Consider the following 16,784-nt stretch of genomic DNA (forward strand, 5'->3'; position numbering starts at 1 on the left):
TTAACAGGGTGTTCCTAGCTTATTAAAATTATTTTGAGGAAAAAATTTTAATTAGAAAACTATTAATATAGAAAATTATAATCAAAGTAATAATTAATTATATATATCTTAAATGTCCTTCTTTGAAAACTCATCTAAAAAAGGAGAATATTAATGAATTTTTCTCATCAAGTGTATTGGTTAAATAAGTTAAAATCATTTGAATTAGCCACAAAATTGATACCCGATCTAATTTCAAATAAAACTGAGGAAGCAGAATATGCAACTATTGAGGCAGAAGTTCCAAAAAATCTAGCTGAGTCAATTCTAAAGTTAGGAAAGTATTCTCCTATTTCAATTTTTATTATCGGAGCTACTCTATTGAAAGTTCTTTTACAAAAGTTTTCGGGAGAAGAAAATACTGTTATTGGAATACCTACTTACCCATCTATTGATAAGACTTCCTTTTTACCATTATTTACAGAGCAGAAAGAAGAAACTACCTTTAAAGAATTTCTTCTACAAGTAAAAGAGACTATTTTGGATGCATTCAAGCATCAAGATATTTCTTGCCAAGAGTTAGTAAATCTTTTAATGCAAGAGAATGAGATAAAAATAGAAAACTTATTTCACATCATTTTTAAATCTCAAGGCTTACATGGTTCTAAATCAATTGATATACCAATTGGTACGGATGTTTGTATTCAATTAGATGAATCACCAAATAGGATGAGACTACTCGCAACATACAATACGAAAGTATATAAAGAATATTCCATTAAAAATTTTTTAGATCGGTGGATATTTCTTGCCCAAAACATTATTGAGAATCCAAATATCAAATGTTCAGATATAAAATGGATGGATGAAGTAGAACAGAAGTTTATTCTGGAAAAATTTTATTATGAGAATAATAGCTATCCTGTAAATACTCCTTTGCATATACTATTTGAACAACAGGTACTTAAAACACCTAATAGTGTTGCAGTAATTTATGGAGAGACTGTACTTACTTATGATGAATTAAATAAGAAGGCTAACAAATTATCAGCAAAGATTCTTGAAATATCTTCACAAAAAAATGAAGATAACACATTTGTTGGAATTTATAAAGAAAGAAGTACGGATTTCCTAGTTGCTATGCTTGCAATTTTAAAAGCTGGTAAAGCATTTATTCCTATAGATCCTACATATCCTGAACAGAGAATTCAATACATGCTCACTCAAAGTGGGTGTAGTATTGTGATAGTCGATGAATATGTTAGAAATAACACCGAGTACCTATATGAAAAACTTGATTCGGTGATTTTCATTTCTAATCAAGATACAGACTTGGAAGATTATCCATCCGATAATTTGAATTACCCTATTTCAGCAAAAAATCCGATTTATATGATGTATACATCTGGCTCGACTGGACTTCCTAAAGGAGCAGTTCTAAGGCACGATGGAGTAATAAATCATATATATGCTCAATTTGAATATATGAATCTACATGATGATCTTGTGTTTTTACAAAGTGCACCTTCATCATCTGATATTTCAGTCTGGCAATTCCTTTCACCCATATTAATAGGCGGAACTACCGTTATAGTAGATAAAAATAGTTTATTAAATCCAAATGAACTTTTTGAACTAATACAGTTACACAAGATTACAGTCATTGAATTTGTACCCCAGCTTCTAGAAATGTTTGTACAACATGCAATGTCTCAATCTAATAATACGTCGATACTGTCTTCATTACAATGGATTATGGCAACAGGTGAAACTTTATCTGTGTCATTACTCAATATGCTATTGGAATTCTTTCCACATACAAAGATAGCAAATGCATACGGTCCAACTGAGGCTTCCGACGATACAATGCAGTATAACACCAAAGAACGATTAACTGAAAATGAAGCAAGAGTTCCAATAGGGAAACCATTACCGAACGTACGTGTTCATATACTTGATGATAAGTATATGTTAGTCCCAATAGGAGCTCCGGGTGAGATTTATATATCAGGTATTGCTGTTGGTAAGGGATATTGGTTGGATGACGAAAAGACACGAGAATCCTTCATTTCTGATCCTTATTTTCCTAATCAAATGATGTATAAAACCGGTGATGCTGGAAGGTGGTTACCCACTGGAGATGTAGAGTTCTTAGGAAGAATTGATAAACAACTAAAAATACGAGGATTTAGAATAGAACCTAGTGACATAGAACATGAGATACTTAAACATCATTCTATAAGACAATGTGTTGTAGTTGCACAGGAAAAAACAAATGGGGACCATATGCAATTAGTTGCTTATTTGGTGATTGAGGAAAGTAAAGAATGGGATTCTTCTTCATTTAGAAAATGGTTGGAACATCGCTTACCCCAGCATATGATTCCTTCCCAATTTATTAGAATAGATAGTATACCTCTAACACCAAGTGGAAAAGTAGACCGTGTTTTACTTTCCAACCATCAACTTTTAGTAGAAGATAAGTATAAATCTAAAGAAATAGTCCAACCACGTAATAAAACAGAGGAAATATTACTAGAGGTTTGGACCGAAATACTTCCAAAAAAAAAGATAGGCATTTATGATAGTTTTTTTGATTTAGGAGGGGATTCAATACAAAGTATTCAAATTGTAGCAAAGGCGAAAACAAGGCATATAAACATTACGCCTAAAGATATTTTTGAGCATTTAACTATAGAGAATATAGCTAAAATAGCCTCAAGGCGTGAAGATGTTACAAAAATGAGCGAAGAGAGTGACGATCCTGTCCTACTTACCCCTATTCAAAAGTGGTTTTTTGAACTTAATTTACAAAATCCGCATCATTTTAACCAAGCGGTCATTTTGAATTTAGATCCAAGAATATCTTTCGAGATGGCGAAACGAGTAATTCATACTATTGTTAAGCAACATGATGCGCTGAGAATGTATTTTAACGAAAAGGATGATGTCATAAATGTTATCGAACCAAGTAATGAATTGATTGAAGAAGAATCATTATTATTAGTAAAAGATATATCAGAGTTAAACAGCGAAGAACAAAAAATCGTAATTGAAGATTACGCTGCAAAGTTACAAACAGAGATTAATATTTTTCAACCTTTTGTTTTCAAATTTGCATATATAGAAACCGGATTTGGTCAGCCTTCGCGACTAGTATTGATTATCCATCACTTAGTGGTGGATGGTGTGTCTTGGAGAATCTTAATTAATGATATATTTACATGTTTTCAACAGTTACTAAATAATAATAGAATAAATTTATTACCATCATCTACTTCATTTGCAGAGTGGTCACGTACTCTGCAACAGTCATTTTCTGTAAATAGATTAGAATTAGAAGTAGAATACTGGGAAAAAATTATCAAGCATTCTAACAAAGGAAAAATATTATTCGAAACACCGAATGTTAAATATGGAAAAGTTCGTGAATATACAAATTTTATTTCACAAGAAAATACTAGTAGATTTCTAAATATCGTCCCTAATTTCTTAAAAGCTAGAATAGAAGAGGTTATTCTTTCTGTTTGGATAGAGACACTTTATAAATATTTTAATATAAATTCTATTCTAATTGATATGGAAGGTCATGGGCGTAACCTTTCAATGGAAGAAATTGATTTGACTCGTACTATTGGTTGGTTTACAAGTCTATATCCATTGCATATAGAGCGGAAATCAAACTGGGATTATTTTGATTTGGTTCAAGAAATTAAAATGGCTTTATCTAAAGTACCACAGAATGGAATAAACTTCGGTCTACTCCGATACATGTCCAAAAAACATACTCTTTCTACTTTCCATAGTTCGGGAATCAGATTCAATTATGTTGGAGACCTAGATTCAACCCTACCATCAGGTAAACTGTTATCAATTTCATCAGAATCACCTGGTGAGTCAATTGGTAAAGGTAATCGAACTAACTATGTATTAGATGTAAACCTTGGTATAAATCGAGGGAAAATTCACTATAATTTCGTTTACAATGATTCGTTTTTAAGTGTTCATGAAATAGAAAAAATTTCAGAAATTTTAATAAGCGAAATAGATATAATGACTCAGTACTGTGAAACACAACAGAGTTACAACTACACTATTCTTAGTATCCCGCAAAATGATATAAAACGAAATGACATTGAGCAGATTGTAAATAGCGAATTTGAAATCGAGGATATTTATCCTGTAACACCTATGCAACGCGCTATCTTGTTCCATAATATTTTTTATGCGAATAAAGGTTTAAATAGCCAACAAATTTATTGGATACTTGAAGGAGATCTTCAAGTAGAAATATTTCAAAAGTCATGGGAAAAGGTAATTAACGCCCACCCTATACTTAGAACATCATTTAGATGGAGAAAACTTAAAGCTCCGATACAAATTTTATATCGTCGAATTCCATTTGATTTTGAGTATATTGACTGGTCAATGATGGACACCACTAGTCACCAAAGTAGAATTAATGAGTTCATAGACTACGAGCGAACAAAAGGTATAAATTCTACACACTTGCCACTAGTAAGATTTAAACTCATTAGACTATCAACCAATGAGCATTTCTTTATGTTTACTTACTCAACTTCTTTATTCGATAATTGGAGCTGGAGGAACATAATGAATGATGTTATTGAAACATATGACTTTCTTAACATGGGTGTTGATGTAGAAATTACAAATCAAGGGAAATTTGTGGATTATGTTAAATGGTTTTTCAGTAAAAATACGGACTTAAGTAGGTTATATTGGCAGAATGAATTTAAGTCTATGAAATTATTCACTACTGAATCGTTAAATTTAACTAGTAATCAAACCTTTATTTCAGGAGAAATAGAACTTGAGTTTAGTAGCGAGGAAACTAATGATGCTGAAAGAATAGCTAAAAAGTACGGTATAACTCTAAACAGTCTATTACAAGCAGTATGGGCTATGACTTGGTGTTGCTATGATAATAACCATGATGTATTATATGGAATTCTTAGTTCAGGGCGCACATCTGAAGTTCAAAATGTTGATAGAATTTCCGGACCGCTATCGAACTTTCTGCCAATGCGTAGTAAATTAAAGGATGAGATAACTGTGATTGATTGGATTCGTAATTTACAGATATGCCAAATTGAAGCGCTTCAACATGATTTCGTTTCTCCGGAACAAATAGCTAAATGGACACATGTAAACCTTGATTATATACAGCAAGCTATATATGAACGTTCATTTATCTTCGTTGGTGAATCAGATGAATCATATATGAATCATATTAAACACAGGAGTCTTAATATTCGTGATATAAGCAATACTCTAACTCACAATGTACCTTTTAGAGGGTATGCAACTAAGAATAGGTTCATATTAATGTCCATCAAATTTGATAAAAAGAAATATCCAACTTCAAAGGTAGAGTTATGGCTTCAAAATTATAAGAAACTTTTTAATTATGTGGTTAATAACATTAATTCTAATATAAATCTTGAACAAATCATAGAAAACCATGCTTGCTTTAAAAAGAATATAAATAAAGAGGGATAATAATTATATTTATTCAATAGCCATTATTAAATGTAAATATATAAGGAAAAAACAGGATGCACCTAACAAGCCTTAGTAATCAATCTCAATTAATTTAAATGGGGTTTGTACAATGGGGATATACTGGAATTCCTAGTTAATACAGTATGGATGAAATTTAGTTCCGAATTGGCACCTGCCAAAATTAATTAAAATAATACCTATAATAACTTAATAGTCCAACAATGAATATGTGGTCAGCCTCTTTATGATTTCACTAGTACTCAACGCTATTTGGAAATCATGGAAATATATAACCCTTATGGTAATATTTATGGTACAATTGGTTAAAAAGAATATTGCTAGGCTTTTATTTAGTGAAAATAATTGAAAAATTAAATTTATTCTGAGATGGAAAAGAGAAATAAAGAAAGAACGTGAAAAACAATTGAGTCCACAAGTATAGGAGGAGAAAAAAGTGGGGATTGAAATATATAAAGATAATATTGGTGAACATGGATGTTATTGTATGAGAAGTATGAAAAAGTCTGATGGGTACAAACAAAAGGTACAATGGACGGAAGAAGAATCAAAAAACGGTCTAGTATATATGCAATTCAAAGATAATGGGAAACAATTAGGCTTTATAGAGTATGCTCCAGGGGAAGACTCTTGGAGAGCAGTACATGCGGACAATTATTTAGTAATTCATTGTATATGGGTTGGGGAGAATAATTTGGGTCTCGGATCACAACTTATACAACAGTGTATCGATGATGCGAAGAACCAGAATAAAAATGGAGTCGTAGTAGTTACAAATCCAGATACTGGTTGGGCTCCTTCAAAAGAAATTTTTATTAAAAATGGTTTTAAGCAAGTTGATAAAGCACCTTACTCTTTTGAACTATTAGTTTATAAAATACTGGATAAACACGAGAACCCATACTTCCCAACGAATTGGAATGAACGCTTAGATCGTTTTAATCAAGGATTAACTATATTACGTACTAATCAATGTCCATATTTAGACGTGGCTACACAAAATGCATTAAAAGCGGCAGAAGCTGTAAAAATCAAACCAAATATTATTCAAATTAAAGACCGATCAGAAATGATGGAATTATCTCCAACGCCTTATGGTGTCTTTAATGTGATATTTGAAGGGGAATTAATATCCTTCCATAGAATGACTCCCCATTCATTTGCCAAAAGATTAACGAAGGTTAAATCCAAGTAGGGGAAGGTTAGTGAAAAGATGGAGGATATCGAAACTAGAATTAAAGAAGTTATAATTGAATATATTGATGAAATAAATGATATTTCAGAAATAAGTAATGAAGCAGATCTGTTTACATTAGGTATCAACTCTGTCACCGGATTAAGAATTTTTGTAGCAATAGAGAATGAATTCGGATTCGAATTTGATGATAACAGTTTAAATCCTGAAACTTTTAGTAATGTAAATCAACTAAGTACTTACGTTAAGCAAAAGGTAATAGCGATGAATTAAGATGATGGTTCTTTAAGTTAAAATGTTGTTTCGGGTAGGAGCTTGTATAATTCCTACCTTTTTATATTTTGTAAAACATAGATACTCAGTAATATGAACACCTCATGCGAAAAGTAAAATAACTCAAGGAGATATAAACAATGTCAACTTTAAATATTATTGAAGATTTAGAGTCGGGAGTACGGAACTATGTAAGGAGTTTCCCTACTATGTTTGTTAAAGCGAAAGGGTATAGACTATACGATCATATCGATAGAGAATATATCGATTTCTTTTCTGGGGCTGGGGCTTTAAACTATGGACATAATAACCCTAAACTCAAAGAGAAGCTCCTTGAATATATTATTAATGACAATATTACCCATAGTTTAGATATGGCTTCATTAGCTAAAACAGATTTCATCGAGAGTTTTAATAGGATTATTCTTAAACCTCGAGGTCTGGAGTATCGTATGATGTTTACAGGTCCCACTGGGACAAATGCAGTAGAAAGCGCCATAAAGTTAGCAAGAAATGTAACAGGTAGACATAACGTAATGGCATTCACCAATGCTTTTCATGGAATGACTCTAGGCTCTCTTGCTTTAAATGGAAATAAATCTAAACGTAAGGCGGGAATTCCCTTAAATCATGTTTTGCGTATGCCTTATGATGGATATTTTGGTGAAGACTTCAATACTTTAGAGTATATTGATAAATTACTAAGTGACCCAGGAAGTGGAATGTCTTTACCAGCGGCTGTTATTCTTGAAACTGTACAGGGTGAGGGAGGATTACATTCAGCGAGTATTGAGTGGTTAAAAGGTATTGAAAGGATATGTCGTAAATATGGAATGTTGTTAATTGTAGATGATATACAAGTTGGGTGTGGTCGAACTGGTTCATTTTTTAGTTTTGAAAATGCAGGAATTATACCAGATATCATATGCCTCTCCAAATCCATTAGCGGTTATGGCCTACCAATGGCATTAAACCTTATTAAACAAGAATATGATGTTTGGTCACCAGGAGAACATAATGGTACATTTAGAGGTAATAATCTTGCATTTATAACTGCTGCAGAAGCTTTGAAATATTGGGAAGCAGATAATTTTAGCCAAAATATAAAGATCAGCTCTACAATTATTGAAGAGTTTTTAGATGAATTAGTTAGGAATTTTCAGGATCTACCTATTAGCAAGCGTGGAAGGGGAATGATTCAAGGTCTTGCTTTTGAAGTAGATGGTTTAGCAACTACAATCTGTTCAATTTCATTTAGCAATGGTTTACTAATAGAAACTTCGGGTTCAAAATCGGATGTAATAAAGCTGATTCCACCTTTAACTATTGATCAAAGAGGTTTAGAACAAGGATTAAATATATTGAATAATAGTATCAATGAAGCACTTTTTCATACATCAAGTTGAGAGTAAATTTGATAAGGAAGTGAAGATATACACGTATAACTTCGGACAAGAAAATCATAATATTCTCATAAAAAAGGAAGAAGTAATTTATGGGATGCATAATGACTAGTCCATTTTAAGTTTCAAGCGCCGACCGAAGCAATAATTGCATATTATTCATTACAACTGGTGTGTTATATAAAAATGAAAAAAGTTCGTAATTTACCGATATCAAATTGAATCGCACCAAAAAAAGGCAAGCAAAAAGTATAAATAATATTTATGTATCTGAATAGATCAAACATATAGGATAAGGGCAGAGAGTTGATTACCTGAATATCTAAGTGATCTTGGATTGCAAGAGCCATTGTACTAGGAAACCTCTTTTGTTATTGCAGCACAATGTCCACTTAAAAATCAAGATTGATAACAAATTTATAACAATAGCTAATAGAAAGGAACACGCCCATGTTTCGGACGATGATGAATGGAAAAATCCATAGAGCTACAGTAACAGAAGCTAATTTGAATTATGTTGGCAGTATCACAATTGATGAAGACATACTTGATGCTGTGAATATGCTACCTAATGAGAAGGTACAAATTGTTAATAATAATAATGGAGCTCGCTTTGAAACATATATTATACCAGGAAAAAGGGGCAGTGGAACTATCTGCCTTAATGGTGCGGCAGCTAGATTGGTGCAAGTTGGTGATATGGTCATTATTATTTCATATGCTGTTATGTCAAATGAAGAAGCGCAACATCATAAGCCAAAGGTTGCGATTATGGGTGAGAAAAACCGGATTTCTGAACTGTTGAGACAGGAGCCGATACACACAATCAAGTAAAGTTATAACACTACAAAAGATTAAAATCGAGTAGGAGGGAGTGATTAACTCCCGACCTCTCACACCACCGTACGTACGGTTCCGTATACGGCGGTTCAATTAAGATAAATGACGCAGAATTTATAACGAGTTTGTAGACTTTTAAACCCTTGATTATTCCAATAGGAAATATCGAGGGTTTTATCTAATATAGGACTATTCGAGACGCGCCAATAGCCCTTCCGGCTATTTCCCCATTCATAAGCCTTCCCTTTTGGGACACCTAAATGTATAAGGTTGCGATTGTCTTTGGTTTCTTCCAGTCTTTCCATTGGCACATGCGAAGTCTTCTTCGTATCCAACCATCAAATTTTATAAACAGTGATTTAGTATCCGCTAATGCAAAATATCCACACCAACCCATTAGATATTGGTTTAATTTCTCCATCCGATATCTCATAGAATAGGGCATCTTTCTGGAAGTGATTTCTCGTATTTTCTTCTTCATTCGTTTTAAGCTTTCTTTTGCGATACGAACCTTTGGTTCTTTAGAAGACGTGAAGCTAAACCCTAGAAACTTCCGTTTCCATGGTCGGTCTACTGCTAATTTCTTCTCATTCACTTTTAATCGAAGTTTCTTTTCGATGAATCGTTGAATGCTTACCCTTGTTCGTTCTCCTGCCCGCTTCGATTTTACGTAAACATTACAGTCATCCGCGTAACGAACGAATTTATGCCCTCGACTTTCTAGCTCTTTTTCTAGTTCATCCAGAACTATGTTAGAGAGTAATGGACTTAATGGTCCGCCTTGTGGCGTTCCTTTTTCTGTACTTGAAATAACTCCATCCATCATAACGCCCGCCTGTAAATATTTGCGGATTAGCTTTAATAGTGGTTTGTCCTTGATTCTTTTCGCAAGTGTACTCATGAGTCTATCATGGTTGACCTTATCAAAGAACTTCTCTAAATCCATATCTACAACCCATCTATATCCTTCTTTGATATATCCCTTTGCTTCCCTTACCGCATCATGGGCGCTTCGGTTTGGTCGAAAGCCATAGCTATGTTCGGAGAACATCGGGTCATATATCTTCGATAATACTTGGGCAATGGATTGTTGAATCAAACGATCTTTCACGGTTGGAATACCTAGTAGCCGAAAACCTCCACCAGTTTTCGGGATTTCGACTCTTCGGACAGGCATTGGCTCATAAGTACCCTTGAAAATAGCCTCTCTGATAGAATGCCAGTTTTCGACTAGGTGCTGTCGTAGGATTTGTACGGGCATCCTATCTACTCCATGACTTCCTTTATTCTGTTCTACTCGTTTTAATGCTTGAAGCATATTTTCCCGTGACAGGATTTGATTTAAAAGCATCGTTATTCTTCCTTCCGTGAATAGCTTATCTTCTTATGCCAGTGGTCACTCCACCCTCCAAGAGATCCCCCACGGAATTCACCGTTTCCTTCCTCAAGTGAGGTACTATGTTTTCTGTGTTCCTCATGACCTACTGAAAGCCAAGGGCTATTCTCTCCTAATTGTTCCGTCCTTCCAAATCGTTCTAGACCGATTTGTACTATGACATCGGCTGACTTCTGATGGTTCAGCTACTTATCGCTAAGTAGGTTAGGAAGTGTACTTCCCGTATCCATCAGACCTCCCCGGGTAAGAGTGCAATCTTTCCTTCCATCTATCTGCTTCATTTACTTTGTATCACCTTCGGCAGAAAGGACTTTGTTTTGTTTGGCAAACTCATCCAATGATACCTAGCCTTCTATGAAGTTCGTGTCCCTCAGACCGGAAGTTTGCCGCCCGCTTCCTTCAGATTCCGCGTCACCACGGACACCCTTGCGTTAGGCTAACTACTACTTCTGCCTTCGCAGTTCGGGACTTTCACCCTAAAGATTGCACACATGCCGGGCACACCAAAAAGGAAGCATAAAGTTTTCACTTTAATGCTTCCTTTTTTATTTTTTTCTCCTTTGATCAAGTTGTTCTGCAGCAAGCTTAGCTTTTTCTCTAGATGTATTGATATAAAGCAAGGAAATGTCAGATTGTGTATGACCCAATTGGTTCATAATAAGCGGAATGTCTCCTCCTGTTTGTTCTGCTAAATTAGTAGCGTAAGTATGTCTTAATTTATGGGGGGCCATTCGTTTATCAAATGATTTGGTATATTTATAAACTATATTCTCAACAGCACGTGCAGTAAGAGGGAGTGTATCTCCCTTATATTGTTTAACAAATAGATACTGACTTTCCTCATTTCCTGCTTTATATCTTTCATTTCTTATAGATAGATAATCTAATACATCTAACATAGAAGAAGGAGTAACTGGAATAGTATCTTTCTTACCGCCTTTTCTAATAATACTTATTTCGTTATTTTTACTATCGATATCTTTAAGGCGTAATTCTATCAGTTCATTTACTCTAATTCCGCTACCCAAAAATAATGAAATGATAGCAAAATTTCGTTCCTTGTCACGATTAAAGAACTTTAATTCTGAAGGGGAAAGAGTGTTTTCATATTCATTTTTTATATACTCCAAAAAATTGAGATCTTCATTTCCTATAAAAATCTTCTCCGAAATCTTTCGTGCTCTTTCATTAAAAGTTTCCGAAACTTTCTTGATAGGAATTTTTTTCATTACATTTCGATGAAAGTATGGTTCACCTTGTGTTCCTAAAACTTCTGCTTCAATCGTTAAATAATTGAAAAGCGAACGAAGGGAGGACTTATGCCTATTAACCGTTTTTGAACTTATTTTATGAGATTCATTTGCTTTCTCGTACTTTTTTCGACTGACATATTTAAAGTAATCTTGTGCATCTGATAGGGGAAGAGATCCTAACAAGCTTACTGGAAATGTTTTTAAACTAGACCATTTGACCCTTTCATCAGCCATTAACCAAGATAAAAACTCCTTATAATCTCTAACATAATTGAATAGGGTAAGAGGGGAGCGATTATCCATTTTGGCCTCTACATATTCATTTATAAAGTCTGGCATTTCCTTTAGAAGTTCCGCTAATCGCTTTTCATAATATTCATGTTGTTTTGTTATAGCCAATTCTATCACCCCTAAATAAGAACATTTCTTTACATAATGTATAATAACTCTTAAATAATTTCTAGTGGTAAACGTCTAAAACCTTGGTATATAAGGGATTAGACGTTTTCTTTATTATATCATAATTCAAATTAAGAAGGATTAACGCTTATTACTGCTTGAAACTGTGTATTTAACAGAGATAAGTATTTATTCATATGTCAAAATGGTAGATTAGTTACCGTATAGAGGAATAAGAATAAAGGAAATGTTCGAATATTGTAAATTAATATATGTTAATATATAAATAATTAAATAGAGTTACAAAATTTAACTATTAAGGAGTACTTTAATGTTTATATCAGAACTAAAAGTTACTAATTTTAGAGGATTTACTAGTGAACCAACTGTTATTGAATTTAAAGAAGGGATTAACGTGATAATTGGTCAAAATAACGCAGGGAAGACTACAATAATTAAAGCTTTAGAAATCTTGTTTGACAGTAAATCCTCTAGAAAACTAAATATTAATGATTTTAATCACAATTTAGCATTAGATAAATTAAAATCTAATCCTCCCAATATCTCTATATCCGCGAAATTAATGGAATCAGATAATGAAGAATCGTACTCGGATGAATTGGTTGCAGTTTCTAACTGGCTGACAAGTATAGGTACTCCATATGAAGCTACTATAACATTCAATTTTTTCTTACCTGATAATGATGTAGATACATACAGAAAATTAATGAATGAAATATCTAGTACTGATATAAATGATTACTGGAAAGTAATCGAGCAACATTTTTTAAAGAAATATGTTAGCAAAACATATGTGGGAAATGCAGATTTAAAAAATCAGGTTAATGTCTCAGAACTATCTAGATTCGACTTTCAATTTCTTAGTGCAATAAGGGATGTTGAAAGGGATTTATTTAAAGGTAACAATATGTTATTAAAAGAAGTAATAGATTTTTATATGGACTATGAAATTAAAAATGATGTAAATTTAGAAATCCAAGAAAAGCTTGATAAAATTCAACAAAAAAAAGATAGTTTTGCTCAAGAATCAAAGAAATTAATAAAGTCATTAAAAGATAGAATGACTCAAGGTGAAGAACAAATTCTGAAGTATGTAAAAAATACGGGTGCAGGTATAGACAATTCGAAACCCGTTTTTGAAGGTGAAATTCTCGATAATGAATTATATTCGGCTTTAAGATTAATTGTAGAAAAGGAAACGGGTGTTAAGTTACCCGCTACAAGCAATGGTTTAGGATATAACAATTTAATCTTTATATCTTTATTGCTTTCCAAAATGCAAAAGGACTCTTCTGGAGAGTATCTAGGATCTAATTCTAAAGTATTTTCAATTTTAGCAATTGAAGAGCCAGAGGCTCATTTACACCCTAGTATGCAATACAAGTTTTTACAGTTTCTAAAAAGAAATAAAGAATCTGAAGTAAGACAGATATTTATTACTTCTCATTCTCCTAATATAACAGCCGCTGTTGACTTAGAAGATATAATAATTATGCAAAAATTAAAAGTTAACATTGGAAACGAAAAACCTATAGAAGTTATAAGGCCGGCTTACCCATATAAAGTTTTTGAAACTAAAGAAGGTAATACCTATTCTGAAGAAGATCAGAAGTCTAGAGATTATGTAAAAAGATTTTTGGATGTAACTAAGGCGGATCTATTTTTTGCAAAAAATATTATACTAGTTGAGGGAATTGCAGAACAACTAGTTATACCAGAGTTTGCTAGTAAACTAGGGTTATCTTTGGAAGATAGCCATACAACAGTTTTAAATATTGGTGGCAGATATTTTGATCATTTCTTAAAATTATTTAATACTATTAAATCTCCTTATGCAATTAATAAAAAAATTGCTTGTATTACGGATTTAGACCCGGTGAGAAAGAAAATAATTGAAGGAACATCAGCAGAAGCAAATGCTAATTATGACACTACAGAAGATGATTCAAGCAATTGGGAAAAATGTCATCCTATTTTTTTTAGTATAAATAATGAATTATATGATTACAAAGAAACATCGAATCACCTTATCAGTAACAGAGAAAGCTATTCATCTAACATAAGAGTATATACACAACCAATTGGTTTGAGCTCTACTTTTGAATATGAAATGATCAGAACAAATTATACCAATGATATCTTAGTAACAAGTTCAATCTCTAATAGTAATGAGTTGAAAGAATTATTTAAAATGGTTGACCGAGAAGAAGCTTTAGAAGAAATGATAAGTAGGATTAGAAAATCAAAATTTAAAACGGAACTATTAGAATCGGTAGAAAATGGAGTTTTGAAAGATTCTAAGGAAAATAGAATTGCACTACTTGCAAGTAGATTTCTTTTATCAGTTAAAAAAGGGGAAGCAGCACAAGAAATGGCTTACTTAATTAGTAACGATGAGGAAAACTTAATTAGTCCCCCAGATTATATAAGGGAGGCGATAAAATGGATATCTCAGTAGCAATTGAATTGGAAAATAGCTTAAGTGAAATTCCTATTGACCAGAATTTTAAACTCTATGCAGGTCCAGGTGCAGGGAAAACTACTTTTTTGACAAATCATATTAGAAATATTCTCAAAAAGTCACATAAACTAAAGAAATCCAGACAAATTGCTTGTATCACTTATACCAATACAGCGGTGAATACTCTAATTCAAAGATTGCAAGGTTGTACAAATTCTACAGAAGTTTCCACAATTCATAGTTTTTGTTATAAATTTATTGTAAAGCCATATATTTGGGTTTTAAATGATCCTTTAATTCCTTTAGAAAAAATAGATGGGCACGAGGAAATTAAGCTAAGAAAAAGTCAGTTAAGAGATTTTAAAACAAGGAGTCAGCAGTTACATTTTGCTGATGATAAATCTTTAGTAGAAGCATTAGGGAAACTAAAATGGATTTTAGAAGCTGGGGAACCAGTACTTAAGTTTATAAAATTTAATGATGGACGAATTGGAAGCTATTCAATTAAGAAACAATCGTATATGCTTTATAAACAATTATATTGGACGGAGGGTAAAATAAGCCACGACGATGTCCTTTATTTCACCTATCGTATTCTTAAAGAAAAACCAGAAGTCATAGAAATTATAAGAGCTAGATTTCCTTATATTTTGATTGATGAATTTCAAGATACTAGTCCAATCCAAACAGAAATATTAAAAATGATTGGTGAAAGGGAAACTTGTATTGGGATTATTGGTGATATATGTCAATCTATATATTCCTTTCAAGGAGCTAATGTGGATTTATTCAGAGAATTTTCTTTAAATGAAATGAAAGTTTATATTTTGTCTGGAAATCGACGATCTACAAATCAAATTATTAATGTATTAAACCATATGAGAGAATCAGTGGATTTTAAGCAATATTCCCCTATTAACTTAGATGGTCCAGCACCGATGATTCTAGTTGGAGATAGTTCAGAAGCAGACTCTTATTTAAAAGATAATTTAGGGCAGGTTATGTTTTTATCGTATAAACATACCAATCAACCCAATGTGAATATTTTGGTAGATGATTCAGATGGAGATAGAAGTTGGAGAATATATTATTTAGTTCAAGCTTTAGAACTAGCTAAAAATCTTGATATAAAGAATGCATTAAAATATATGAAACAGGCCTATCGGAAGACAATTGGGTTTACTGAAAAGGAAGCTTTAGAAAACTTAAGGAGACTTATAAATGATTATGAAGTTATCCAAAATGAAAGTATTACCGATCTTCACAATAATTATATAGTTGGTCATTATGACGTAACAGGGAAAATTACTAGAGGTAAAGTAAAGGCTTTATATGATAAATTAACTTATATACAGCTAGTCTCGCAAATAAAGATTATAGAAAATGGATTGATCAATTTTAAAACTATTCATCAATCTAAAGGTGAAGAATATGAGACAGTTTGTGTAAGTCTACCTTCAAAGGGTGATGGCAAAGAAATTGATTTTCTTATTAATCCGGATATGAATAAAGAATCACATAGGGTTTACTATGTTGCGTTGAGTAGAGCTCAAAACAGGTTAATAATTAAAATGGAAGCTATCAGTGATGAAAATAGGATGAAGCTTGTAACTTTAGGTTTTGAAGTAATTCAACTAAGAGAAAAAAGTACATTAATAACATGATAAAAGGTAGTTAATTATAATATTATATGGAAGTAATTATGCTTAAAGATAGATAATGAGAGGCTTGTTAAAAGAGGTAATAAAAAATAAAAGATGTTGTGTATTGTAAAATAGAAGAGCAGAGATCTTCGCTTTATAAAAAGGATAGCTCTTCAATTCCCTCAACTGCAATAGGGCCAAACTAGCTTATGGAAGAAAAGGGGCAGCAAGCAACCCTGTAATAAGTGAAACCCTTGCTAATAATAGATAAAGGGGGGCGATTGTTGAATATAAGGACTCGTACTTATATATATCTAATATGTATGAGTCCTTATATTCTCTATATTATTTTAATTTTATTCTTTATGACAGGAAAT

Annotated in this window: 8 protein-coding genes and 1 pseudogene; 7 read left to right on the forward strand and 2 right to left on the reverse strand. The window is 32.5% G+C overall.

The window, feature by feature from the left end:
- Positions 1-153: 153 nt before the first annotated feature.
- The 5 genes from NX902_RS24955 to panD all read left to right on the forward strand — a co-directional run bounded on the left by NX902_RS24955 (position 154) and on the right by panD (position 9,228).
- Positions 154-5,502, forward strand: coding sequence for an amino acid adenylation domain-containing protein (locus NX902_RS24955; protein WP_341123787.1), 5,349 nt, complete (start codon positions 154-156; stop codon positions 5,500-5,502).
- A gap of 508 nt (positions 5,503-6,010) precedes the next feature.
- Positions 6,011-6,718: a GNAT family N-acetyltransferase gene (locus NX902_RS24960; RefSeq protein ID WP_341123893.1), complete on the forward strand. Its 708-nt coding sequence runs from the start codon at positions 6,011-6,013 to the stop codon at positions 6,716-6,718.
- Between the two features lie 18 nt (positions 6,719-6,736).
- Positions 6,737-6,991, forward strand: coding sequence for an acyl carrier protein (locus tag NX902_RS24965; protein WP_341123786.1), 255 nt, complete (start codon positions 6,737-6,739; stop codon positions 6,989-6,991).
- 140 nt (positions 6,992-7,131) lie between these two features.
- Positions 7,132-8,397, forward strand: a complete 1,266-nt coding sequence (gene ectB / locus NX902_RS24970) for a diaminobutyrate--2-oxoglutarate transaminase (RefSeq protein WP_341123784.1) — start codon at positions 7,132-7,134, stop codon at positions 8,395-8,397.
- A gap of 447 nt (positions 8,398-8,844) precedes the next feature.
- Entirely contained in the window at positions 8,845-9,228 is a 384-nt protein-coding gene (panD, locus tag NX902_RS24975; RefSeq protein ID WP_341123783.1) for an aspartate 1-decarboxylase, read from the forward strand.
- 95 nt (positions 9,229-9,323) lie between these two features.
- Here the strand turns inward: panD and ltrA are convergent.
- Together ltrA and xerS are read right to left on the reverse strand one after the other, a co-directional pair.
- A pseudogene (gene ltrA / locus NX902_RS24980) lies at positions 9,324-10,585 on the reverse strand (group II intron reverse transcriptase/maturase).
- A 590-nt stretch (positions 10,586-11,175) separates the two neighbouring features.
- Entirely contained in the window at positions 11,176-12,291 is a 1,116-nt protein-coding gene (xerS, locus tag NX902_RS24985) for a tyrosine recombinase XerS (RefSeq protein WP_341123892.1), read from the reverse strand.
- Between the two features lie 322 nt (positions 12,292-12,613).
- Between xerS and NX902_RS24990 the strand changes: the two genes are divergently transcribed.
- Together NX902_RS24990 and NX902_RS24995 are read left to right on the forward strand one after the other, a co-directional pair.
- On the forward strand, positions 12,614-14,761 hold the full coding sequence (locus NX902_RS24990) for an ATP-dependent nuclease (RefSeq protein WP_341123891.1): 2,148 nt from the start codon (positions 12,614-12,616) through the stop codon (positions 14,759-14,761).
- On the forward strand, positions 14,746-16,428 hold the full coding sequence (locus NX902_RS24995; protein WP_341123890.1) for an ATP-dependent helicase: 1,683 nt from the start codon (positions 14,746-14,748) through the stop codon (positions 16,426-16,428). Before NX902_RS24990 ends, NX902_RS24995 begins: the two co-directional genes overlap by 16 nt.
- The last annotated feature ends 356 nt before the right edge of the window (positions 16,429-16,784 follow it).

This window comes from Niallia sp. FSL W8-0954, from assembly GCF_038005605.1.
Classification (GTDB): domain Bacteria; phylum Bacillota; class Bacilli; order Bacillales; family Cytobacillaceae; genus Niallia; species Niallia circulans_A.

Bases quoted from the DNA above. Each gene is read 5' to 3' on its own strand.
- NX902_RS24955 (WP_341123787.1), top strand. From the start codon at position 154: ATGAATTTTTCTCATCAAGTGTATTGGTTAAATAAGTTAAAATCATTT.
- NX902_RS24990 (WP_341123891.1), top strand. From the start codon at position 12,614: ATGTTTATATCAGAACTAAAAGTTACTAATTTTAGAGGATTTACTAGT.
- NX902_RS24995 (WP_341123890.1), top strand. From the start codon at position 14,746: ATGGATATCTCAGTAGCAATTGAATTGGAAAATAGCTTAAGTGAAATT.
- panD (WP_341123783.1), top strand. From the start codon at position 8,845: ATGTTTCGGACGATGATGAATGGAAAAATCCATAGAGCTACAGTAACA.
- NX902_RS24965 (WP_341123786.1), top strand. From the start codon at position 6,737: ATGGAGGATATCGAAACTAGAATTAAAGAAGTTATAATTGAATATATT.
- ectB (WP_341123784.1), top strand. From the start codon at position 7,132: ATGTCAACTTTAAATATTATTGAAGATTTAGAGTCGGGAGTACGGAAC.
- NX902_RS24960 (WP_341123893.1), top strand. From the start codon at position 6,011: ATGAGAAGTATGAAAAAGTCTGATGGGTACAAACAAAAGGTACAATGG.